The organism is Rathayibacter sp. AY1D9, from assembly GCF_002932395.1.
Taxonomy (GTDB): domain Bacteria; phylum Actinomycetota; class Actinomycetes; order Actinomycetales; family Microbacteriaceae; genus Rathayibacter.
The window spans coordinates 1-20,691 of sequence record NZ_PSVQ01000052.1; the positions used below are offsets into that span (position 1 = coordinate 1).

Consider the following 20,691-nt stretch of genomic DNA (forward strand, 5'->3'; position numbering starts at 1 on the left):
TGATCACGGTGCTGCCGAGCCTGGCGCTGCTGGTCGTCTCGGCGCTCGTGCAGCTCGCGCCCGGCCGATCGGTCGCGACCGGGACGAGGGCCGTGATCCCGTAGAGTCGAGACATCTCCTGGGCGATCGCCCGAATTCCACGGCTGAGAAGTCGCACGACGACGAAGAGACTCAGCCCCTGATAGAGACCGCACCGACCGAGAGCATCGTCCTCGGTCGTCCGGTTCGAACGCCCGCCTCGCACGCGGGTACCGCCCTTCACAGGACGCCGCGGAAGCCGCGCCGTTCCTCGTTCGACCCCCGCTCCACCGGCTCGCCCGGTCCGCGGGACGTTCTCCCCCGCAGAGCCGCCCTCCCCCGGAGGCGCGAGCTCAGCCCCTAGACGACCCGGACGACTCCGGCAGACGCGTGTTTCACCCGCGGAGGCCGAGTCGAGCGGGTACCGCACACTCGTGCGGACTCTGACGACGCCGGCCTCGGTCGGCGTCATTAACACATAAGGAAAAGAAATGCCTACTGGCACCGTTAAGTGGTTCAACTCCGAAAAGGGCTTCGGCTTCATCGCTCCCGACGACGGAGGCGCCGACGTGTTCGCGCACTTCTCCGCCATCGCGAAGCAGGGCTACCGCGAGCTCGTCGAGAACCAGCACGTCGAGTACGACGTCGAGCAGGGCCGCAAGGGCCCGCAGGCCGCGAACATCCGCGGCGTCGGCGAGTAATCTCCGACTTCCGACGCCCCGTCGACCAGGATCCCCGGATCCGGTCGGCGGGGCGTCCGTCGTTGACGGGGTGATCCCGCCCTCGGCCGGCGGAGGCGAGAGCCGTGTCACCCCTCCGGGTCGCAGGATCGGTATCCTCTCCGTGGCGGCTCCCGAGCTCACGGAGCCCGCGACGCCGTCCGGGACTCCGGCGCGTCGGCACGACTTCACGGCGGAGACAATGGGACGACTGATCTACGGACCGCAATCACTCGAGATCGACTTCGAGGACCGGCTCCTCGCGCACCTCAAGGTCGCGATGTTCACCAAGATGCGGCGGAACGAGTCGTTCAGCCTCTCCTGGAGCGAGCCGGAATCGTCCGGCTACGGCCGCAGCTCCGTCTGGGTGCACCCGACGACTCCGCTGCACTTCCGGTTCCACGGCAGCAAGCGCCCGTCGCTCAACCGCCTGTGGATCGAGCAGTTCATCGCGAGCGCGAACAACACCGGCGAGATGACCGTGGTGCCGGAGCCGGCCGAGGGCTCCTGACCCGCGACGCTCCTCAGACCACGAGCGGCCGGGCCGTGTGCACGAGCTCCTCGTGCGGCAGGGCCCCGAGGCGCTCGGCGATCTCGGCACGGGCGCCTGCGTCGACCGACGCCCGGGCGTGCTCCTGCGGCCGCAGCGGCGTGAGGGTGACCAGGTCGGCGTGACCGGTCGCCAGGTCGAGCCGCTCGGGCAGGCCGGGGCTGCGCAGGCCCAGGAGGACACCGACGGTGCCCTGCTCATCGGTCCAGGCGGGCGGCGCCGCGACGTTCGCGAGCCGCGCCGTGTCGAGGGAGCTGCGGCAGCACACCCCCTGGAGGGCGGCCCGTCGGGCGGCCTCGTACAGCAGGCGGAAGTGCCAGTGGTTCCAGAGCTCGGCGGTGGGGACGCCGCGGACGGCGGACGTCTCGAGGCACAGCTCGAGGCCGAGACCGGTGCCGGGACGCGCGAGCCGGTCGAAGGGATCGCTCAGCCCGTCGGTCGCCAGCACCACGGAGGCGCCGCGGTCGACGCGCAGGAACGCACGGTGATCGGTGGGCCAGCGCGCGCCGCCGCGGACGCCGGGATCCTCGGTCGAGACGACGACGGTGCGATCGAGCGCACCCACTCCGCGCCAGGCGTCGGCCCGGTCCTCCGCCACCGCCTCGGCCAGCGCCCGCCTCTCGTCCTCGGTCCATCGGACCTCACGAGTGCGGTTTAGGAACAACGACATGGGACTCCCCGTCCGCGCGACCGGCGTGCCGCGCTCCCGGAACGCTACGGCGCCCACCCCTGCTCCTCCTCCGAGCAACCGGAACGCCAGCTGTGTGCGGTGTTCACTCCCGCGGCGGTCCCCGCCCGCCGCGGGAGAAGGCTCAACCTAGCGGGTTGATGCCGTTGGTCCGCCAGCGCTCGTCGGCGAGCTGGCCGGGGGTGCCGGCGCTCGCGTTCTCGCCCAGGGGCTCGCCGCCCTCGACGGCGTCGGCGCCGAGTGCGGTGCCGGCTCCCTCGGCGGTGCTGCCGGGGGGAAGCAGGCCCTCCTCGTCCTCGCGGGGGCCGACCTCGTCCTCGGGGGCGTTCTCGGAGCCGCTCTCGCTCATCGGGTCGTAGCCGTGGTCCGGGTCGCGGCTCTCGTCGGCCGTCGTGTTCTCCTCGACCTCGGCGTCAGCGGGACGGACGTCGTCGGCCTTCTCCGCATCGGTGGAGGGGGTGGCCTCGAAGCCTGCGAACTCGGGGCTGTCGTCTGCGCTCATGGCCGCCACGGTAGCACCGGGCCCGCGGGCACCGGAGGGGGTTCCGCCGGGCTCCCGCGACGCCTCCGCTCAGCGGCCACGCCCTAGGCTCGGGGGGCTGGCACGGACGACGGGAGCGACATGCGACGACTCGGGTACGACAGGTTCGGCGGGCCCGATCTGCTCTCGTGGCGGGAAGCGCCGGTGCCCATGCCGGGTCGCGGCGAGGTCCTGGTGCGCACGCGCGCGGCGAGCATCAACGCGACCGACGAGAAGATCCTGTCCGGCTCCGCGCGGATCATGGCCGTCGGCCGCTCCCGTCCCTACGGGTTCGGCCTCGACATCGCCGGCACCGTCGAGGCGCTCGGCCCGGGGTCGCACTCGGTCGCGATCGGCGACCGCGTGGTGGGGATGACCCGCGACGGCGACGCCTTCGCCGACGCGTCCATCGCGCGCAGCCGCTCGCTCGTCCCGATGCCCGACTCCCTCGGCTTCGTCGAGGCCGTCACGCTCGCGATGTCGGGCGGCACCGCGGTGGGCCTGGTGGACGCACTGCACGTGCGCGCCGGCGAGCGCGTCCTCGTCAGCGGCGGCTCGGGAGCCATCGGCGATCCGACGATCCAGCTGCTGGTGCGGGCGGGATGCACGGTCGCGGCCACCGGCTCGGCCGCCTCCGCCGACCTCCTCCGCTCGCTCGGCGCCGAGCCGCACGACTACCGCGCGCTCGACCTCGGGGTGCTGGGCGGCCGCTTCGACGTGGTCGTCGACGTCTCCGGCCACCTGCCGGTCGACGACGCGGCGATCCTCCTGGCCGAGGGCGGGCGCATCGCGACGCTGGTGCCGAGCGGTCCGGCGCTGGTCTCGCAGGCGACGGGCCTCGTCCGCCGCGACCGCCCACGGGTGCGCAACATGATCGTGGTGGCGACGGCGGAGCGGATCGGGCGCGCGGTCTCGCTCGCCGCCTCCGGTGAGCTGCGGCCCCGGCCGGGCGCCGTGCATCCGCTGGGCGACGTCGTCGACGTGCTGTCGCGCCGAGCGACCGGCGCCGACCGCACGATCGGCAAGATCGTCTTCACCGCCGACGACTCGGCTCCGCTGAGCTGACCACCGACTCCTCCTCCTCGGCCGGTCGGCCGAGCGAGAGCGTGGCCAGGAAGCCGACGGCGAGGAACCCGGCGGCCGCGAAGGCGGCGTAGCGGGTGCCGTCCGAGAACGCCTCGCCCGCCGCCCGGGCCGCGTCGGCGGTGGCCGGCGACGCGGCGAGCCCGGCGATCGCGGCGCCGGAGGAGTCGACCACCGCGTCGACGGTGCTCGCGACCTGCTCCGCGGGGAGGCCCTGCTGCTCGAGCGAGGTCGTGAGGACCCCCGCGGTCGAGGTGTAGAGGATCGTCCCGAGCACGGCGATGCCCAGCGCGGAGCCGATCTGCCGCGCGGTCGACTGCGTGCCCGAGCCCTGCCCGCTGAGCTCGACGGGCACGTCCCGGAGCACGACCCCGGTCAGCTGCGCCGTCGCGAGGCCGACGCCGAAGCCGTAGACGGCGAGGAACGGGACGAGGGCCCACCACGGGGTGGAGTCGGAGACGACCAGGCCGATGCCCGCGACGCCGACGATCTCGGCCGCGAGACCCACCCGCACGATCAGCACCGGCGCGACCCTGTTGCCGAAGGCGCCGGCGAAGCCCGAGGCGACGAAGGAGCCGAGCGCGAGCGCGAGGAGCACCAGGCCGGTCTGCACGGCCGTGTAGCCGAGGACGCTCTGGAGCCAGATCGGCAGCGCCAGGATGATCCCGAACTCGCCGAGCGAGACGATCATCGCGGCGAGGTTGCCGTTGCGGAACGAGGCGAGGCGGAAGAGCCCGATCGCGAGCATCGCCGAGCGCCCGGCGCGCTCGCGGGCCCGCGCCCAGAGGACGAAGGCGACCCCGGCGAGCACCGCGACGGCGAACGCGATCGGGACCGGCGAGAGACCGAGCGGCCAGCTCCAGCCGCCGACGCTCAGGCGCTCGTCGACGCCCCACCAGCCGAGGGTGCGCCCCTCGATGAGGGCGAACACCAGGGAGGCGGAGGCGATGATCGAGAGCGCGGCGCCGACGAGGTCGACCCTCCGCCCGTCGGGCTGCCGCGACTCGTCGACGAACAGCAGCGCTCCGACCACGATGATCACGCCGAGCGGGATGTTGATGCCGAACGCCCAGCGCCAGGAGAAGTCGGTGGTGAGCCAGCCGCCGAGCAGCGGGCCGACCGCAGTCATGCCGCCGATGGTCGAGCCCCAGACGGCGAAGGCGATGGCGCGCTCGCGCCCGCGGAAGGTGGCGTTGATCAGCGAGAGGGTCGTCGGCAGCACCATCGCTCCTCCGACGCCCTGCACGACCCTGGAGAGGATCAGCAGGTCGCCGGTCGGAGCGAGGGCCGCCGCGACGGAGGAGAGCGCGAAGAGCGAGACGCCGACGATCAGCATGCGGCGCCGGCCCCAGCGGTCGGCGAGGGTGCCGAAGACCAGCAGGAGCGCGGCGAACACGAGCGTGTACGACTCCTGCACCCACTGCACCTGGGTCGAGGTGATCCCGAGATCGGCGACGATCGACGGGATGGCGACGTTGACGATGGTCGAGTCGACGATGATCGTCGCCACTCCGAGGCTGATGACGACCAGCCCGATCCACTTGCGGTTGCGCACGACGCTCTCCTCCGACGATTTAGTAAGCCAGCTGACTATATGCCCGCGGAGGGCGCCGTGTCGAAGGGAGGGCCTGGAAGATTAGCGGGAGGCGGGCGCGGCGACAAGGGCGCGAAGCTCCCGGAGCCGCCCGGTCAGGATGGACGCATGCCCGCATCCCCCCGTTCCTTCCCGTATCCCCTCGGCGTCTCCCTCCTCGCCCACGCCGGCGCCGACGTCGCCGTCTACTCCGAGACCGCGGACAGCGTCGAGGTCTGCCTCTTCGACGAGTCCGGAGCAGAGACCCGCGTCGCCCTCACCGAGCGGACCGGCCACGTCTTCCACGGCCTCGTCCCCGAGATGGGCATCGGCACCCGCTACGGACTGCGCGTCGACGGCCCCTGGGACCCCGCCAACGGCCTCCGCCACAACGCCGCCAAGCTCCTCCTCGACCCGCACGCCACCGCGATCGAGGGCTCGTACACCTGGTCCGAGGACGTCTTCGGCCAGTTCTACGAGGACGCCGACACCCGCAACGACGCCGACTCCGCGCACGCGGTCCCCCGCTGCGTCGTCACCGATCCCGACTCCTTCGACTGGAGCGGCGACACCGCGCCGCGCATCCCGCTCGAGGAGACCGTCGTCTACGAGGTGCACGTGAAGGGCTTCACGAAGCTGCACCCCGACGTGCCCGAGGACATCCGCGGCACCTACCGCGGCCTCGCTCACCCCGCCGCGATCAAGCACTTCACCGACCTGGGCGTGACCTCGGTCGAGCTGCTCCCCGTGCACCAGTTCGTGCAGGACTCGCACCTCGAGGAGAAGGGCCTGCGCAACTACTGGGGCTACAACTCCCTCGGCTTCTTCGCGCCGCACAACGAGTACTCGCACGCCGGCGACGACGGCTCGCAGGTCGACGAGTTCAAGGCCATGGTCAAGGCGTTCCACGAGGCCGGCCTCGAGGTCATCCTCGACGTGGTCTACAACCACACCGCCGAGGGCAACGACAAGGGCCCCACCCTCTCGTTCAAGGGCATCGACAACGGCTCCTACTACCGCCTGGTGGAGGAGGACCGCGCGAACTACTTCGACACCACCGGCACCGGCAACAGCCTCAACGTCGCGCACCCCGCCGCGCTCGGCCTGATCATGGACTCCCTGCGCTACTGGGTGACCGAGATGCACATCGACGGCTTCCGCTTCGACCTCGCCACCACCCTCACCCGCCAGACCGGTGAGGCCGAGGTGCACAGCGCCTTCCTCGACCTGATCGCGCAGGACCCGGTGCTCGCGCCCGTCAAGATGATCGCCGAGCCGTGGGACACCGCCGGCTACCAGGTCGGCGGCTTCCCCGCGGACTGGTCGGAGTGGAACGGGAAGTTCCGCGACGACGTGCGCGACTTCTGGAACGGCGCCGACTCGGTGCTCGGCACGACCGCGCAGCGCGTCCTCGGCTCCCCCGACGTGTACGAGGCCGACCGCCGCTCGCCGGTCTCCAGCATCAACTTCGTCACCGCGCACGACGGCTTCACCCTCGCCGACCTCACCGCGTACTCGCGCAAGCACAACGCGGCCAACGGCGAGGACAACAACGACGGCGAGAGCGACAACCGCTCCTCCAACAACGGCGCCGAGGGCCCGACCGAGAACGAGGCGGTCAACGAGCGCCGCGACCGCATGCGCCGCAACTTCCTCGCGACGCTGCTGCTCTCGGCCGGCGTGCCGATGATCCTGGGCGGCGACGAGATCGCCCGCACGCAGGGCGGCAACAACAACGCCTACTGCCAGGACGACGAGATCTCGTGGTTCGACTGGGAGAACGCGGACCGCGAGCTGCTCGCCTTCACCCGCGAGCTGGTCGCCCTCCGCGCCGCGGAGCCGGCGCTGCGCCCGAAGTGGTTCCGCCGCGCCCCCGGCGACGGCGGCCCCGACACGGTCGACATCCTCCGCTCCGACGCGCAGGGCTTCGCCGACGAGGACTGGGACAACCCCGACGCCCGCTCGATCACCTTCGTGTTCGAGCACGAGGGCAGCGCGAGCTTCGCCCTGCTGCTGAACGCGGCGGAGAACGGCGTCGAGTTCACCGTTCCCGAGGCGCCCGGCGCCGAGTGGACGCTGGCCGCCTCGAGCGACCCGGAGCAGGTCGTCGAGGGCGAGGTCACCACGCTGATCGTGCGCGACGGCTCGTTCACGCTGCTGCGCTCGGCCTCCTGATGACCGGCCGGACCCCGCGGCTCCTCCGCTTCGGCGGGCGCATCGCGGGGTTCGGCACGTCCTCGGGCACGAGGATCGTGCTGGGCCTCTGGGAGGACACCCCCTTCGGCCCGTTCGCCGACGCGATGGTCGAGGACGGCGACGGCCACCGCCTCCTGATCGCACCGACCCGCGAGGTCGCGGACTTCATCGGGTCGACGTACGCGTTCGACGAGGTGCGGATCGCGCCGGTGTCGTGGCGGAGGATCGCGGGCGGCCTGTCCGTCGCGGCCGGACCGCTCGCGGTGCGACTGGAGCTCGGCGGTCTCACTCCGCTCGGCCGGCTGCTGCGGATCGTTCCACGACCGCTCGCCGAGCACCCGGCATGGCTGACCGCGATCTCGCCGGTCGCCTCCCTGCTCGTCCGCGGAGTGAGCACGGCCGGGTCGGCAGGGCACGGACGCCGCGAGTACTACGGCGTGCGGGCGATCCGCCGCGTCGAGGGGGTCCACGCGGTGCTGGCGGAGGAGGACCTCGGCCCGCTGCGCCCGCTCTCGCCGCCCGTGCGGTTCGGCTTCTCGTCGGCGCCCGCCGCCCCGGCGATCGTCGACGTCACCACCACCATCGCGCTCCCGCGCGAGGGGACCACCGCGCTCCGGCGCGACCGAGAGAGAGGAGCCGCCTCGTGAAGAAGGGCGACAAGATCAGCTGGAACACCTCGCAGGGCGAGACCCACGGCGAGCTGGTCGAGAAGAAGACGAAGGAGTTCCAGTTCGAGGGGCAGAAGTTCAACGCCTCGGACGACGAGCCCTACTGGATCGTGCAGAGCGACAAGACCGACGCGAAGGCCGCGCACAAGGAGTCGTCGCTGACGAAGAAGTGAGCGGGCGCACGCCGAGCGGCTGCGGGCCGGGCTCCGGATCGACTCCGGGGCCCGGCCCGCGCCCGTCTCACGCGATGCGGATGAGCTTCTTGTTCACGAACTCCTCGAGGGCGGGGCGGCCCATCTCGCGGCCGGTGCCCGAGCGCTTCACACCGCCGAAGGGCAGCTCGGCCGCGTCGCCGAGGACGAGGTTGATCCAGACCATGCCCGCGTCGATCCGATCCGCCAGGCGCAGGGCCTGCTCCTGGTCGGTCGTGTAGAGGTAGGAGCCGAGGCCATAGGGGGTGTCGTTCGCGAGGGCGATCGCCTCGTCCTCGTCGCGGACGCGGTAGAGCGCGGCGACGGGGCCGAAGAACTCCTCGCGGTAGGCGTCCATCTCGGGCGTGACGCCCTCGAGCACGGCGGGCGGGAAGAAGTTGCCGGTCACCTCGCCGCTGGCGCGGACGGTGGCCCCCTGCTCGCGCGCGGCCGCCAGCTGCGCCTCGAGGCGCTCCGTCGCGGCGGAGGAGGAGAGCGGGCCGAGGAGGGTGCCCTCCGCGAACGGATCGGCCGGCTGGGCGCGGGTGAACGCCTCCGTGAACTTCTCGGCGAACGCGTCGTACAGCTCGTCGATCACGATGAAGCGCTTCGCGGCGTTGCAGGACTGGCCGTTGTTGTCCAGGCGCGCGGCGACCGCGTCCTCGACCGCCTTGTCGAGGTCGTCGGTCGACAGGAGCACGAACGGGTCGGAGCCGCCGAGCTCGAGCACGACCTTCTTCAGGTGTCGGCCCGCGAGCTCCGCGACGGCCGCGCCGGCCCGCTCGGAGCCGGTGACGGAGACGCCCTGGACCCGGGGGTCGGCGATGACGGTCGCGGCCTGCTCGTTCGTGGCGTAGAGGTTCACGTAGACGCCGGCGGGCGCGCCCAGCTCCTCGGCCGCGGTGCGGAACATGTCGGCGATGGCGGCGGCCGACTCCGGGCACTGCGGCGCGTGCTTGAGCAGGATCGTGTTGCCCGCGACCACGTTCGGGCCGGCGAAGCGGGCCACCTGGTAGTAGGGGAAGTTCCACGGCATGATGCCCAGCAGCACGCCCAGCCCGGCGCGGCGGATCAGCGCGGAGCCGGTGCCCTCGGCGAGCTCGATCGGCTCGTCGGCGAGGAAGGCCTCGCCGTTCTCGGCGTAGTAGCGGTAGATGTCGGCGGCGAAGCCGACCTCGCCCTGCGCCTGGTCGAGCGGCTTGCCCATCTCGCGGGTGATGATCGCCGCGAGCTCGTCGGCGCGCTCGACGTGCAGCTCTGCCACGCGGGCGATCAGCGCCGCGCGGGTCGCGACGGGCACGGTTCGCGACCACGAGGAGTAGGCGTCCTGCGCCGAGCCGATCGTCGCGGTCAGCTCGGCGTCGCCGAGGGTCGGGTACTCGCGGAGGGTCTCCCCCGTGGCCGGGTCGATCACGGCGTAGTGGGTGCTCATGCGGGCTGTGCTCCTTCGCGCTGGGGGGCCGGTGCGGTCGCGCCGTCCTCGTCGATGATCTCCTGTGCCAGGCGCCTGCCGACGCGGATGGCGCCGTCGACGTGCTGGTAGCCCTCGGCGGCGAGGTCGCTCGTGCCGAAGCGGAGCGGACCCACCGGCTCCAGCTGCAGCGCGCCGTACCGGGTCAGCCCGCCCAGGTCGAAGCTCGCGGCGTACGCGCCCTGCGTCCACTCCTCGGACGCCCAGTCGCTCTCGTAGTAGACGACCGGATCGAGTGCGGCCGCGCCGAAGTAGGCGGCGAGCGAGTCGAGGATCGCGGCCTTCCGCTCCGCCTCGTCGAGCGCGAGCACGCGGTCGGCCTTCTCGTCCGAGACGAAGCCGACCAGGGTGCCGCGCTCCTCCCCGTGGTTCGAGTTGTCGTAGGCCTCGTGGACGAGCGAGTGCGGGCTGAACGCGGTGCCGGAGAGGCCGTCGGCGCGCCAGAAGGGCGTGGCGTAGGTGGCGTGCACCTTGATCACGAGGCCGAGCGACTGGTGCTGCAGGGCCTGCTGCCGCAGGCGCGGGAGCGGCGGGTCGAACGAGATGCGGCCGACGAGGGTCGGCGGCACGGCGACGATCGCGCGGCGGGCGCGGAGGACGACGCCGTCGGCGCGCACCTCGACCCCGTCGTCGCCGTAGCGGACGGAGCGGACCGGGTGCCCGAGCAGGACGCGCTCGGCGCCGAGGCGCTCGGCGAGCCGCTCCGGGACCTGCTGGAGGCCGCCGATCACGCGCTTGTCGAGGATGAAGTCGGCGTCGACCAGGTTGCTGAAGCTCCCCGCGCTCGCGGCCATGAGGAGCGCCTGGAGGAGGGAGAAGGCGTGCGCCGGCTTGGTGAGCATGGCGTCGGCGAGGAAGAGGGCGATGTTGGCCCGCGCCTCCTCGTCGTCGCTCTGCTGCTCCAGCCAGGCGGCGAAGGTGACGCGGTCGTAGTCGCGGGCGAGCGGATGCGTCCACGGCGCCGCCGGATCGGTCTGGGCCACGAGGCGGTCGAGCACCTCGATCAGGCGGGAGATCTCGGACTCGGTGCGCTCGCTCCCCGGGAAGATGTCGCCGGTGAAGCGGCGAGCGGAGCCGTCGGCGCCGATGTAGACGCTCTCGCCCTCGCGGTAGCGGGAGTAGGTGCCGAGGCCGAGCTCGTCGAGGGTCTCGAGGAGCGCCGTCTGGTCCGGCGAGACCCACTGGCCGCCGAGCTCGAGGAGCTGCCCGTCGACCACGCGGGTCTCGAGCCGCCCGCCCACGCGCTCGCGCGCCTCGACGACGACGACGTCGAGTCCGTGCTGCTGCAGCCGGAGCGCCGCGGTGAGTCCGGTGGCACCGGCTCCGATCACGACGACGTCGTGCTCGCTGGGGGACATGACTTCTCTTTCCATCGGTGATCGCGGGAGTGGACGCGCGAATACGGACGATCCTGTCACAGAAGCGGAGGAGAACGTCAGTGAGTGCGCCCGATGGAGGGTGGACTCGAAGCGCCCTCCACCGAACTACATAGTCGTGCTATATTGTTTCTCGTGCCCGATCCCAGTGCCCCCGTGCGTCTCGCCTCCGCCGCCACCGCCCTCACGCGGTTCGCGGGCCGGGCGAGCGGCGCGACCGGGCTCGGCGCGCAGTCCGGAGCCGTCTGGTCGACGCTCGCCGAGCTGCGCACCGCCTCCCCCTCCCGTCTCGGCGAGCTCGCCGAGCGGGTCCGCGTCACCCAGCCGACGATGACCGGCATCATCGCCCGTCTCGACGAGGCCGGCTGGATCCGCCGCGTCCACGACGCCGGCGACGGCCGCGCCTGGCTGATCGAGGGCACTCCCGCCGGCTTCGACGCCCTCGCCGAGCACCGTCTCCGCCTCGAGGCCGCCCTGGCCCCGCTGTTCGAGGACCTCGACGAGGACGACCGCCTCGCCCTCGAGCGCGCCGCGACCCTCGTCGAGGCCCGCGTCGCCCGCATCGCCGGCACCCCCGTCCCCTCCTCCCCCGAGAAAGGCTCCACGCCGTGACCACCTCCCCCCACTCGCCCGCCCAGGGCTCGATCCTGAAGCAGCCGCTGGCCGTCTGGGCCGTCGCCTTCGCCGCGGTGATCGCCTTCATGGGGATCGGCCTGGTCGACCCGATCCTCCCGGCCATCGCCGAGAGCCTGCAGGCGACTCCGACCGAGACCTCGCTGCTCTTCACGAGCTACCTCGTCATCACCGGCGTCGTGATGTTCTTCACCAGCTGGCTCTCCAGCCGCATCGGCGCCAAGAAGACCCTCATGATCGGCCTGGTGCTGATCGTGGTGTTCGCCGCGCTCGCCGGCACGGCGGGCAGCGTCGAGGGCGTCATCGGCTTCCGCGCGGGCTGGGGCTTCGGCAACGCGCTGTTCATCTCGACCGCGCTGTCGACCATCGTCGGCGCGGCGAGCGGAGGCTCCTCCGCGGCGATCGTGCTCTACGAGGCCGCGCTGGGCATCGGCATCGCCATCGGCCCGCTGCTCGGCGGGCTCCTCGGCAGCGTCTCGTGGCGCGGCCCGTTCTTCGGGACCGCCGTGCTGATGGCCGTCGGCTTCATCGCCATCGCGACGCTCCTGCGCGAGGACGGCCCCAAGCCCGCTCCGACTCCGCTCTCGGCGCCCTTCGCGGCGCTCAAGGTCCCGGCCATCCGCACGCTGGCGGGCGCCGCCCTGTTCTACAACATCGGCTTCTTCGTGCTGCTCGCCTACACGCCCTACCCGCTCGGGCTGGACGAGATGGGCCTCGGCTTCACGTTCTTCGGCTGGGGCCTGGGCGTGGCGGTCACCTCCGTGTTCGTCGCTCCGCTGCTCACCCGGCGCCTCCCGCGCACCGTCGTGCTGCGCTCGGTGCTGCTGCTGCTCGCGCTCGACCTGATCGCCGGCGGCCTCGTGATCTCGTCCCGTGTCGGCCTGATCGTCTGCATCATCGTCGGCGGCCTGCTGCTCGGAGTCGTCAACACGGTGCTCACCGAGTGCGTGATGGAGGCGACCGACCTGCCCCGCTCGGTCGCCTCGTCCGCCTACTCCGGCGTCCGCTTCCTCGGCGGCGCGATCGCCCCGCCCGCCGCCTCCGCCCTGGCCGCCGCGATCTCGCCGGCCTTCCCGATGTACGCCGCGGCCGGAGCCGTCGCCGTCGCCGCGCTGATCGTGCTGCTCGGACGCCGCACCCTGGCCCGCGCCGACGCCCACGAGCCCGAGCCCGAGCTCGTCGAGGCGCAGGCGATCACGCTCGGCGAGTGACGCGCCCGGCGGGCTTCAGGGGCCCGCCGAGGCGTCACGAACGGTCGTCATCCGAGCGGGATGACGACCGTTCGTGACGCCTGGACGCGGTCGAGCGGGAAGGGCGCAGGATCCGACCTGTGGAGAACCGGTTCACAAGGATCGGGAGGCGGGACAGTGGCCGGATGCACGATCCCTCGCCCCTTCCGATCGGACTCCGCGGCCGCGCCTTCACCGTCGCTGACGCTCGCGCGAGCGGACTGAGCCGCGGGCGGCTCCGCAGCTCCGACCTCCACCGTCCCTTCCACGGGGTCCGCACCGCCGACCCCGACCCCGACCTGCGCCTGCGCGCGCAGGCGCTCCTCGCGCTGGTCGGTCCGCAGGCTCTCCTGAGCCACGTGACGGCGGCGCGGCTCTGGCCGCTCGACCTCCCGCCCGCCGCCGCGGACGAGCCGGTGCACGTCAGCGTCCGCCGGCCGGGACGCGCTCCCCGGCACCGGAACGTCGTCGGCCACGCCCTCGCCGATCCCGACGTCCGCCGCGTCCTGCGCCGCGGACTCCCCCTCACCGATCCGGCCTCACTCTTCTGCCATCTCTCCGCACTCCTCGAGCCGGACGACCTCGTCGCAGTGGGCGACGCGCTGGTGCGCACGCCGGTCGTCGGCGATCCGGCCGATCGACGGCCCTGGGTGCCGCTGCCCTACCTGCGGGAGCGCGTGTCGGCCTTCCGCGGTCGGGGCTCGGTGCGACTCCGCGCCGCGCTCGCTCTGGTGCGCGACGGGGCGGAGTCGCGGCAAGAGTCGCGGTTCCGGCTCGCGTCCATGCGGGCGGGGCTCCCGGAGCCGGTGCTGCAGGAGCCGCTGTTCGACTCCGACGGGGTCTTCGTCGGGCGGCCGGACGGCTGGTACCCCGCGGAGCGGGTCGCGTGGGAGTACGAGGGCGACGATCATCGCACCAGCAACCGGCGCTTCGCGCGCGACCTCGGCCGCTACGACGACCTCGCCTCGATCGGCGTCCGCGTCGTCCGCATCGTCGGCGCCGAGTTCGTCCCCCACCCCGAGCGCTCCGTCGAGCGCCTGCGACGAGCACTCGCCGACCGGGCTCCGCATCGACGACCGCCGAGGGGTCACGAACGGTCGTCATCCGAGCGGGATGACGGCCGTTCGTGACGCCTCACGGGAGGGCGCGCGCACAGGAGTCAGGGCGCGACCTCGAAGAGGCGCAGGCGCAGCGCGGACGTGCGCGGGTCGGCGGCGCAGGCGGCGAGCGCCGCCGCGAGGACGCCGCGGGCCGGGTGCGGCTCGCGGACGTACACGTCGACGCCGGCGGGCGTGAACGGCGTCCGGGCGAAGCGGGTGAGCGCCCAGCCCGCCTCCTCGTCGGCGGCGACGAACGACCAGCGGCTGCGGGCGAGGAGGGTCAGCGGCTCGACGCCGCGCCAGCGGAAGCCGGACGGATCGTGCGGGTCGGGGGTGTCGATCCCGACCACGTAGTGCGAGCGCGTGCGGCCGCGCCAGCTGACGACGTCGCCGATCCCGCCGGTCGGGAGCGGCGCGTACGTGATCGCCACCCCCGACCGCGAGCGCCAGAGCGGCAGCGAGGAGCCCCGGACGAACCAGGTGCCGCTCGCGAGCGCCCGGGCGTCGATCATCGGAGAGCGTGCTTGATGTTGGTGCGGGCCAGCGCGACGGCCTCGCCCGCTCCTCCGTTCATCACGATCTTCGAGACCGCCAGCGCGAAGCCCTTCACCTGCGCGCCCGTGATCGTGGGCGGGAGCGAGAGGGCGAGCGGATCCGTCACCACGTCGACGAGGACCGGGCCGCCGTCGGCGAGCGCCGAGCGGAGGGCCTCCTCCACGTCGCGCGGGTCCTCGACGCGGATGCCGCGGATGCCGATCGCCTCCGCCACCTTCGCGTAGTCGACCATCGGCACGTCGACGGCGAAGTCCGGGAAGCCGTCGACCAGCATCTCGACCTTCACCAGCCCGAGCGTGGAGTTGTTGAACACGACGATCGTCACGGGCAGCCGGTAGGCGGCGACCGTGACCAGCTCGCCCATCAGCATGGAGAGCCCGCCGTCGCCGCTCAGCGAGACGACCTGGCGACCGGGGTGCGAGAGCTGCGCGCCGACCGCCTGCGGCAGCGCGTTCGCCATCGACCCGTGCATGTACGAGCCGAGCAGGCGCCGCTTCCCGTTGGGGGTGATGTAGCGGGCCTGCCAGACGTTGCCCATGCCGGTGTCGGCGGTGACGATCGCGTCCTCGGAGAGCAGGCCGTCGAGCGTGGAGGCGACGAGCTCGGGGTGGATCGGGCTGCGCGTGCCGACCTCGGTGTACTTCCCGACGACTCCGGTGACCAGCTTCTCGTGCTTCTTCAGCGTCTTGTCGAGGAAGCGGTGGTCCTTCCGCTGCACGAGCGGGGTCAGCGCGGTGAGGGTCGCCGCCACGTCCCCGTGGACGGGGTGCGCGACGCTGACGCGGCGACCGAGCTTCGAGGCGTCGCTGTCGACCTGAGCGATCACCACCTTCGAGGCGTCGGGGAGGAACTGCTCGTAGGGGAAGTCGGTGCCGAGGAGGAGGAGCAGGTCGGCGTCGTGCATGCCGGCGTGCGCCGCTCCGTAGCCGAGGAGGCCCGTCATGCCGACGTCGTAGGGGTTGTCGTACTGGATCCACTCCTTGCCGCGCAGGCTGTGCCCGACGGGCGCGCCCACCAGCTCGGCGAAGGCGACGACCTCGTCGTGCGCGTTCTGCACTCCGGCGCCCGCGAAGATCGCGACGGTCCGCGCCTGGTCGATCGCGGCCGCGAGGGCGCGGACGTCGGCGTCGGCGGGGACCAGGACGGGTGTCGACGGCAGCACGAACGCGGGGAAGCCGTCGACCGCCTCCAGCTCGGCGATGTCGCCGGGGAGGGTGACCACGGCGACTCCGCGGAGCGCCACCGCGCTGCGCATCGCGGCGTTCACGACCCGCGGAGCCTGGGCGGCGGTCGAGATCAGCTCGCGGTAGTTCGAGCACTCGACGAAGAGCCTGTCCGGGTGCGTCTCCTGGAAGTAGGACGAGCCGATCTCGTTGCTGGGGATGTGGCTCGCGATGGCGAGCACCGGGGCGGAGGAGCGGTGCGCGTCGTAGAGGCCGTTGATGAGGTGCAGGTTGCCGGGGCCGCAGCTGCCGGCGCAGACGGCGAGGCGCCCGGTGAGCTGCGCCTCCGCGCCGGCGGCGAAGGCGGCCGCCTCCTCGTTGCGCACGTGGATCCAGTCGATGCCTCCCTTCTCGGAGCCGCCGCTGCGGCGCACCGCGTCGACGATCGGATTCAGCGAGTCGCCGACGATCCCGTAGATGCGGGAGACGCCGGCGTCGATGAGCTGAGCGATGAGCTGGTCTGCGACCGTCTTCTGAGCCATGACCCCATTCGACCGGACCGGGCTGAGCGTCCGCTACTCCGGAAAGTGGAGATCCGGATCGAGTGCATCCCCCTCGGGACGGATGCAATGCACCCCTAGCCTGGGAGCCGTCACAGGAACACCTCCGTACCGCTGATCCCGGGAGTCGCCATGAACCGCCGCAGAACCGCCCTCGTCCTGGCCGCCGGCGCGGCCCTCACCCTCGGCCTGACCGGCTGCTCGGGCCTGAACGGCCTGATGGGAGGCGAGACCCGCGACGACGAGACCGGGGAGATCACCGAGGGCGGGACGACCGACGTCTTCCAGCTGCGCGTGGGCGACTGCCTGAACGGCGAGCTCAGCGAGGAGGCGACCGAGGTCACCGACGTGCCGACCGTGCCCTGCACCGACCCGCACGTCTACGAGGTGTTCCAGAACCTGACGATGGCCGACGCCGACGAGTACCCGGGCGAGTCCGTCGCGACGGAGCAGGCCGAGACCGACTGCGTCACGGCGTTCGAGTCGTTCACCGGGATCGGCTACCAGGACTCGGCGTACGACTTCAGCTACTACTACCCGACCGCCGAGAGCTGGGGCACGGGCGACCGGACGATCAACTGCATGATCACCGACCCGAACGGGCCGAGCACGGGCACGCTGGCGGGCGTCGCGGCCTGATCGCGATCTCCGCGCGCGGCGGTGCCGGTCCCGCCGAGCGCTCCGCGCGCGGCCCGGGTCAGTCGCGGTCGCGCGCGGGGAACAGCCGCAGCAGCAGGCCGGAGCCGATCCAGACCACGGCGATCCCCGCGACGAGCCAGGAGGCTCCGAGGCCGGACGCCGCTCCCGCCAGCACGGCGCCGACGGCCGCGGCGGCGGAGCGCAGCCCCGCGCCGATCGTGAACACCTGCGAGCGGACGGCGGCGGGACTCTCCTGGTCGCGCAACAGCAGCATCGCCGCGTTCGAGGGGGCCGTGAAGACGCCCGCGACCGCGAAGGCGGCGATCGCCACGACGACGCCCAGGTCGGGGACGGCGACCAGGAGGACGGCGCCGGTCGCGATGTAGGCGGCGCCCATGGTCCACGCCGGCGGACGGCGGGTCCAGCGGCGGGCCGCCACGGCGAGGGCGCCGAGCAGGCCGCCCACGGCGAAGGCGGTCAGGATCCACGCGGCTGCGTCGGTGCTGCCCAGCCGCTCCACCGAGAGGCTGATCGCCGCGACTCCCGCCGCTCCGCCCGCGACCTGGCTGAGCGTGCCCGCCGAGGTGACCACCGCGATCGGACGGTGTCGCACGAGGTGGGTGACGCCCGCGACGATCGTCCGCAGCACGCCGACGGTCGGCGCCGGACGGGCCTCCATCGCCAGGCCGAGCGACCCGACGACGCCGATGAGGGCGAGGACCGCCATGGCGAGCATCGCGGTCCGCGCTCCCCCGACTCCGACCGCGAGGCCCACGATGGCCGGCCCGCTGATCGAGGCGACCGTGTACGAGAGCGAGTCCTGCGCGTAGGCGCGGCGCGGCTCCGGGATGGCGCTCGTGACGAAGCTCGACATGCCGCCCATGTAGACGGGCGTCGCGAGCCCCGCGAGGAGCAGCAGCACCACGATGAGCGGCGTCGGCACCTCGCCGAGGAAGGCGGCGACCGCGAAGGCGACGGCGGTCGTGAGCGCGGCGCCGACCAGGAGCCGGCGGGGGCGGCGGACCCGGTCGAGCACCGTGCCGACCAGCGGCGCGGCGATCACGGCGGGGAAGAGCGCCGCTCCGGTCAGGGCACCGCCGAGCGCGACGTCGCCGAGACGCTCGACGGCGAGGACGGGGAGGGCGACGACCATGCCGGCGCTGGCCAGGCGGAGGGGGATCGACGCGGCCTGGTAGCTGACCGCGCTCATGCGGGACCGGGGATCGACATCACCTCCGATGGTGCCACGGCTGCGGGACCGGGTCGGCCGGGGAGGCAGGCCACCGGCCTCTGAGCGGCCTGCGGCGGCGCGCCCTAGGCGATCGGCGTCCGCGCCGCGAGCTCGGCCGCCGCCGCGACGCCCAGGCGCCAGGGCGCGCCGTGGCCGGGCAGGAGTGTCCGCGCCCCGGTCCCGGCGAGGACCCGCAGCGAGTCGAGGGACTGCGCCGTGTCGGCGGTGGCGGCGCGCGCGACCAGGTGCGGGCCGGTGCGCGCGGAGTAGGGGTCGAGCGTGACCAGCGCGTCTCCGCCGATCACCGCGTCGCGCTCGGGCAGGTGCAGCGAGACGTGCCCGTCGGTGTGCCCCGGAGTCGCGAGCACGCGGGGCGATCCGGGCACGTCGAGCACCGCTCCGGCGGTCAGCGGCAGGGTCCCGTGCACGGGCGGCACCGCGAGCGCGCCCGCACGGGCCATCGCTCCGAGCACCGGGATCGCGGAGGGGTGCAGCAGCGGGTACACGAACGGCGTGCGCTGGCGGCGGTAGGAGTAGGGCTGCGCGGCGAGCGGCTGGTCGGCCGCGTGCAGGTGCACGGGGACGCCCCGCCGGACGAGGCTGCGGGCGACGCCGAGGTGGTCGAAGTGCGCGTGGGTCAGCACGAGGGCGTCGATGTCGCCGAGCGAGCGGCCGAGCACCTCCAGCGCGCGGACCAGGTGCGGCCACGTCCTCGGGAGACCTGCGTCGACGACGGTCAACCGGCCCGCCTCCTCGATCAGGTAGAGGTTCGTCCAGGCGTGCTCGAGCCGGTGCACCCCGGGTGCGACGTCCCGGTGCAGGCTCGCGCCGCCCCCTCGCCGCTGCTGCCGGCCCTGCTGCTCGCGCTGCTGCTGCTCCATCGTGCTCCCGCCCCTCCGGGCCCGCGCCCGATCGCGACGACGCTACGAGCGTCTGCGACGGATCGGACAGGGCGTTGACGGCGGGGGTCCGCGTCGTGCAGGGCTCAGCGGCGCCGCCCGCGGAGGGCGAGCTGCACCGCCGCGAGCAGGAGGAGGACCGCGAAGAGGATCCCGGACACGCGCGCCGGCAGGAGGAAGGAGAGCGCCACTCCTGCGAAGGAGAACGCCGTCGCGGTGAGCCCGACCACGAGGCCCGCGCGCACGTCGAGCAGGCCGCGCCGGGCGTTCGCGATCGAGCCGGTGACCGCCGTGGGGATCATCGCGGCGAGCGAGGTGCCCTTGGCCAGGAGGTCCGCGAGCCCGAAGGCCCCGACCAGGACCGGCACGGCGATCGCTCCGCCGCCGATGCCGAAGAGGCCGGAGGCGACGCCCATCCCGATGCCGAGCCCCGCGAATCCGGGCCACACGCCCCAGCCCTCGGCGACGTCGCCGGTGTCGTTCGAGCCGAACACGGCCATCCGCACCGCCGCGGCCACGAGCAGCGCCACGAACATCCAGCGCAGCACGCCCAGAGGCAGCCGCGCTAGCAGCCAGGATCCGGCCACCGCCCCGAGCATCGCCGCAGCCGCGATCACCGCCGCCGGGACCCAGGCGACCTGGCCGGCGAGAGCGTAGCCGAACGCTCCGGCGACCGAGGTCGGAGCGATCGCGAGCAGCGAGGTGGCGGAGGCGCGGCGCTGGTCCATCCCGGCCCAGGCGATCAGCATCGGCACCATCACGATCCCGCCGCCGACGCCGAACGCGCCCGACAGGGTCCCGCCGACCGCGCCGATCAGGGCCAGGACGAGCAGGGCGCGCGGCCGCATGCGCTCGGCCGTCCGATCGGGGAGGGGCGCCTGCGGGGCGGTCGCGTCGGTCACGGCTCCATGCCACCACAGCACCGGGCCGAGGGCGAATCGACGGGCGTCGACCGCGTTCCTGAGAGGACCGGCCCGGCCCGGCCCTCCTCTCTGGCAGTTGCCTGGGCGGGCCGGATCCGACCGTGACGTTCGGCGTCGACGGAGCGTCCTACCTGCATACCCCGCCTGATCGAGCGATCGGGCCCCGAGCGAAAGAGGAGACCATGGCCGAGACCACCGCGACCACCACCCGTCAGACCAGCACCGGATCCGGACGCACCGTGATCGAGGACGGCGTCATCGCCAAGGTCGCCGGCATCGCCGCGCGCGAGGTCCCGGGCGTCCACGCCCTCGGCGGAGGAGCGGCCCGAGCGATCGGCGCCATCCGCAGTGCGATCGGCAACGACGACCGCGGCCAGGGCGTCAAGGTCGAGGTCGGCGAGCGCCAGGTCGCCGCCGACATCACCATTGTCGCCGAGTACCCCGCGCCGCTGCAGAAGGTCGCCGAGGACGTGCGCTCCGCCGTCGCCGACGCCATCCAGCACATCGCCGGCATGGAGGTCGCCGAGATCAACGTGACCGTCCAGGACGTCCACATCCCTGAGGACGACACCCAGGAGTCCGACCCGCGCGTCGTCTGACCCGTTCCCCCGCACCGACGCCCCGGGCCGGACGGCACCGGGGCGTCGGTGCGGGGGAACGGGTCAGACGACGCGCGGGTCGGACTCCTGGGTGTCGTCCTCAGGGA

General features: G+C 73.1%; 21 protein-coding genes. 11 read left to right on the top strand and 10 right to left on the bottom strand.

Annotation, left to right across the window (positions count from 1 at the left end; genetic code table 11):
• Nucleotides 1-509 precede the first annotated feature (509 nt).
• Both C5C50_RS15530 and C5C50_RS15535 read left to right on the top strand, forming a co-directional pair.
• Nucleotides 510-719, top strand: a complete 210-nt coding sequence (locus tag C5C50_RS15530) for a cold-shock protein (protein WP_055786246.1) — start codon at nt 510-512, stop codon at nt 717-719.
• Between the two features lie 220 nt (nt 720-939).
• Nucleotides 940-1,248, top strand: coding sequence for a hypothetical protein (locus C5C50_RS15535; RefSeq protein WP_104226101.1), 309 nt, complete (start codon nt 940-942; stop codon nt 1,246-1,248).
• Nucleotides 1,249-1,261: 13 nt separating this feature from the next.
• Here the strand turns inward: C5C50_RS15535 and C5C50_RS15540 are convergent, their stop codons facing one another.
• Together C5C50_RS15540 and C5C50_RS15545 are read right to left on the bottom strand one after the other, a co-directional pair.
• The gene (locus C5C50_RS15540; protein ID WP_146085921.1) at nt 1,262-1,957 is read right to left on the bottom strand and encodes a hypothetical protein; all 696 of its coding nucleotides are present in this window, start codon (nt 1,955-1,957) and stop codon (nt 1,262-1,264) included.
• Between the two features lie 142 nt (nt 1,958-2,099).
• Nucleotides 2,100-2,477: a hypothetical protein gene (locus C5C50_RS15545; RefSeq protein ID WP_104314845.1), complete on the bottom strand. Its 378-nt coding sequence runs from the start codon at nt 2,475-2,477 to the stop codon at nt 2,100-2,102.
• Nucleotides 2,478-2,597: 120 nt separating this feature from the next.
• On the opposite strand from C5C50_RS15545, the gene C5C50_RS15550 reads away from it, so the two are divergent.
• Nucleotides 2,598-3,560 (top strand): NADP-dependent oxidoreductase, encoded by a 963-nt coding sequence (locus C5C50_RS15550; RefSeq protein WP_104226099.1) that lies wholly within the window; start codon nt 2,598-2,600, stop codon nt 3,558-3,560.
• Here the strand turns inward: C5C50_RS15550 and C5C50_RS15555 are convergent.
• Entirely contained in the window at nt 3,529-5,133 is a 1,605-nt protein-coding gene (locus C5C50_RS15555) for a DHA2 family efflux MFS transporter permease subunit (RefSeq protein WP_104273856.1), read from the bottom strand. The two genes, C5C50_RS15550 and C5C50_RS15555, sit on opposite strands and share 32 nt — an antisense overlap.
• A 147-nt stretch (nt 5,134-5,280) precedes the next feature.
• Here C5C50_RS15555 and glgX point away from each other — a divergent pair, with 147 nt between their 5' ends.
• Genes glgX through C5C50_RS15570 form a run of 3 tightly spaced genes read left to right on the top strand, consistent with a single transcriptional unit; the run spans nt 5,281 to nt 8,188 of the window.
• A complete protein-coding gene (gene glgX / locus C5C50_RS15560; protein ID WP_104273857.1) occupies nt 5,281-7,326 on the top strand; it encodes a glycogen debranching protein GlgX in 2,046 nt (681 codons plus the stop codon).
• Nucleotides 7,326-7,994 (top strand): hypothetical protein, encoded by a 669-nt coding sequence (locus C5C50_RS15565; protein ID WP_104246956.1) that lies wholly within the window; start codon nt 7,326-7,328, stop codon nt 7,992-7,994. The genes glgX and C5C50_RS15565 overlap by 1 nt, the downstream gene beginning before the upstream one ends.
• Nucleotides 7,991-8,188, top strand: a complete 198-nt coding sequence (locus C5C50_RS15570; protein ID WP_056866275.1) for a DUF2945 domain-containing protein — start codon at nt 7,991-7,993, stop codon at nt 8,186-8,188. Before C5C50_RS15565 ends, C5C50_RS15570 begins: the two co-directional genes overlap by 4 nt.
• 67 nt (nt 8,189-8,255) lie before the next feature.
• On the opposite strand, the gene C5C50_RS15575 is transcribed toward C5C50_RS15570, so the two are convergent.
• Both C5C50_RS15575 and C5C50_RS15580 read right to left on the bottom strand, forming a co-directional pair.
• Nucleotides 8,256-9,638, bottom strand: a complete 1,383-nt coding sequence (locus C5C50_RS15575) for an NAD-dependent succinate-semialdehyde dehydrogenase (RefSeq protein ID WP_104273858.1) — start codon at nt 9,636-9,638, stop codon at nt 8,256-8,258.
• Entirely contained in the window at nt 9,635-11,035 is a 1,401-nt protein-coding gene (locus C5C50_RS15580; protein WP_104273859.1) for an NAD(P)/FAD-dependent oxidoreductase, read from the bottom strand. The genes C5C50_RS15575 and C5C50_RS15580 overlap by 4 nt, the downstream gene beginning before the upstream one ends.
• Before the next feature lie 153 nt (nt 11,036-11,188).
• Here C5C50_RS15580 and C5C50_RS15585 point away from each other — a divergent pair, with 153 nt between their 5' ends.
• The 3 genes from C5C50_RS15585 to C5C50_RS15595 all read left to right on the top strand — a co-directional run bounded on the left by C5C50_RS15585 (nt 11,189) and on the right by C5C50_RS15595 (nt 14,045).
• Nucleotides 11,189-11,665, top strand: coding sequence for a MarR family winged helix-turn-helix transcriptional regulator (locus tag C5C50_RS15585; protein ID WP_146084654.1), 477 nt, complete (start codon nt 11,189-11,191; stop codon nt 11,663-11,665).
• Nucleotides 11,662-12,897, top strand: a complete 1,236-nt coding sequence (locus tag C5C50_RS15590) for an MFS transporter (protein WP_104273861.1) — start codon at nt 11,662-11,664, stop codon at nt 12,895-12,897. Before C5C50_RS15585 ends, C5C50_RS15590 begins: the two co-directional genes overlap by 4 nt.
• Nucleotides 12,898-13,061: 164 nt before the next feature.
• Nucleotides 13,062-14,045: a hypothetical protein gene (locus C5C50_RS15595; protein WP_104273862.1), complete on the top strand. Its 984-nt coding sequence runs from the start codon at nt 13,062-13,064 to the stop codon at nt 14,043-14,045.
• Between the two features lie 29 nt (nt 14,046-14,074).
• Here C5C50_RS15595 and C5C50_RS15600 read toward each other — a convergent pair whose 3' ends face one another.
• Entirely contained in the window at nt 14,075-14,527 is a 453-nt protein-coding gene (locus C5C50_RS15600) for a hypothetical protein (RefSeq protein WP_104273863.1), read from the bottom strand.
• A complete protein-coding gene (locus tag C5C50_RS15605) occupies nt 14,524-16,275 on the bottom strand; it encodes a pyruvate dehydrogenase (protein ID WP_104226089.1) in 1,752 nt (583 codons plus the stop codon). Before C5C50_RS15605 ends, C5C50_RS15600 begins: the two co-directional genes overlap by 4 nt.
• A gap of 150 nt (nt 16,276-16,425) precedes the next feature.
• On the opposite strand from C5C50_RS15605, the gene C5C50_RS15610 reads away from it, so the two are divergent.
• Nucleotides 16,426-16,932: a septum formation family protein gene (locus C5C50_RS15610; RefSeq protein WP_104246962.1), complete on the top strand. Its 507-nt coding sequence runs from the start codon at nt 16,426-16,428 to the stop codon at nt 16,930-16,932.
• 58 nt (nt 16,933-16,990) lie between these two features.
• On the opposite strand, the gene C5C50_RS15615 is transcribed toward C5C50_RS15610, so the two are convergent.
• The 3 genes from C5C50_RS15615 to C5C50_RS15625 all read right to left on the bottom strand — a co-directional run bounded on the left by C5C50_RS15615 (nt 16,991) and on the right by C5C50_RS15625 (nt 19,964).
• Nucleotides 16,991-18,142: an MFS transporter gene (locus C5C50_RS15615; RefSeq protein WP_104226087.1), complete on the bottom strand. Its 1,152-nt coding sequence runs from the start codon at nt 18,140-18,142 to the stop codon at nt 16,991-16,993.
• A 104-nt stretch (nt 18,143-18,246) separates the two neighbouring features.
• On the bottom strand, nt 18,247-19,044 hold the full coding sequence (locus tag C5C50_RS15620) for an MBL fold metallo-hydrolase (RefSeq protein ID WP_104225146.1): 798 nt from the start codon (nt 19,042-19,044) through the stop codon (nt 18,247-18,249).
• Between the two features lie 104 nt (nt 19,045-19,148).
• Entirely contained in the window at nt 19,149-19,964 is an 816-nt protein-coding gene (locus C5C50_RS15625; protein ID WP_104262792.1) for a sulfite exporter TauE/SafE family protein, read from the bottom strand.
• Between the two features lie 203 nt (nt 19,965-20,167).
• On the opposite strand from C5C50_RS15625, the gene C5C50_RS15630 reads away from it, so the two are divergent.
• Entirely contained in the window at nt 20,168-20,584 is a 417-nt protein-coding gene (locus C5C50_RS15630; protein ID WP_104225148.1) for an Asp23/Gls24 family envelope stress response protein, read from the top strand.
• Nucleotides 20,585-20,691 lie beyond the last annotated feature (107 nt).

What these genes read in the sequence shown, in the direction of transcription:
- C5C50_RS15600 (WP_104273863.1), bottom strand. Translation starts at nt 14,527, where the DNA reads ATGATCGACGCCCGGGCGCTCGCGAGCGGCACCTGGTTCGTCCGGGGC.
- C5C50_RS15610 (WP_104246962.1), top strand. Translation starts at nt 16,426, where the DNA reads ATGAACCGCCGCAGAACCGCCCTCGTCCTGGCCGCCGGCGCGGCCCTC.
- C5C50_RS15565 (WP_104246956.1), top strand. Translation starts at nt 7,326, where the DNA reads ATGACCGGCCGGACCCCGCGGCTCCTCCGCTTCGGCGGGCGCATCGCG.
- C5C50_RS15575 (WP_104273858.1), bottom strand. Translation starts at nt 9,638, where the DNA reads ATGAGCACCCACTACGCCGTGATCGACCCGGCCACGGGGGAGACCCTC.
- C5C50_RS15620 (WP_104225146.1), bottom strand. Translation starts at nt 19,044, where the DNA reads ATGGAGCAGCAGCAGCGCGAGCAGCAGGGCCGGCAGCAGCGGCGAGGG.
- C5C50_RS15550 (WP_104226099.1), top strand. Translation starts at nt 2,598, where the DNA reads ATGCGACGACTCGGGTACGACAGGTTCGGCGGGCCCGATCTGCTCTCG.
- C5C50_RS15535 (WP_104226101.1), top strand. Translation starts at nt 940, where the DNA reads ATGGGACGACTGATCTACGGACCGCAATCACTCGAGATCGACTTCGAG.
- C5C50_RS15630 (WP_104225148.1), top strand. Translation starts at nt 20,168, where the DNA reads ATGGCCGAGACCACCGCGACCACCACCCGTCAGACCAGCACCGGATCC.
- C5C50_RS15605 (WP_104226089.1), bottom strand. Translation starts at nt 16,275, where the DNA reads ATGGCTCAGAAGACGGTCGCAGACCAGCTCATCGCTCAGCTCATCGAC.
- C5C50_RS15540 (WP_146085921.1), bottom strand. Translation starts at nt 1,957, where the DNA reads ATGTCGTTGTTCCTAAACCGCACTCGTGAGGTCCGATGGACCGAGGAC.
- C5C50_RS15595 (WP_104273862.1), top strand. Translation starts at nt 13,062, where the DNA reads ATGCACGATCCCTCGCCCCTTCCGATCGGACTCCGCGGCCGCGCCTTC.
- C5C50_RS15615 (WP_104226087.1), bottom strand. Translation starts at nt 18,142, where the DNA reads ATGAGCGCGGTCAGCTACCAGGCCGCGTCGATCCCCCTCCGCCTGGCC.
- C5C50_RS15580 (WP_104273859.1), bottom strand. Translation starts at nt 11,035, where the DNA reads ATGTCCCCCAGCGAGCACGACGTCGTCGTGATCGGAGCCGGTGCCACC.
- glgX (WP_104273857.1), top strand. Translation starts at nt 5,281, where the DNA reads ATGCCCGCATCCCCCCGTTCCTTCCCGTATCCCCTCGGCGTCTCCCTC.
- C5C50_RS15530 (WP_055786246.1), top strand. Translation starts at nt 510, where the DNA reads ATGCCTACTGGCACCGTTAAGTGGTTCAACTCCGAAAAGGGCTTCGGC.
- C5C50_RS15545 (WP_104314845.1), bottom strand. Translation starts at nt 2,477, where the DNA reads ATGAGCGCAGACGACAGCCCCGAGTTCGCAGGCTTCGAGGCCACCCCC.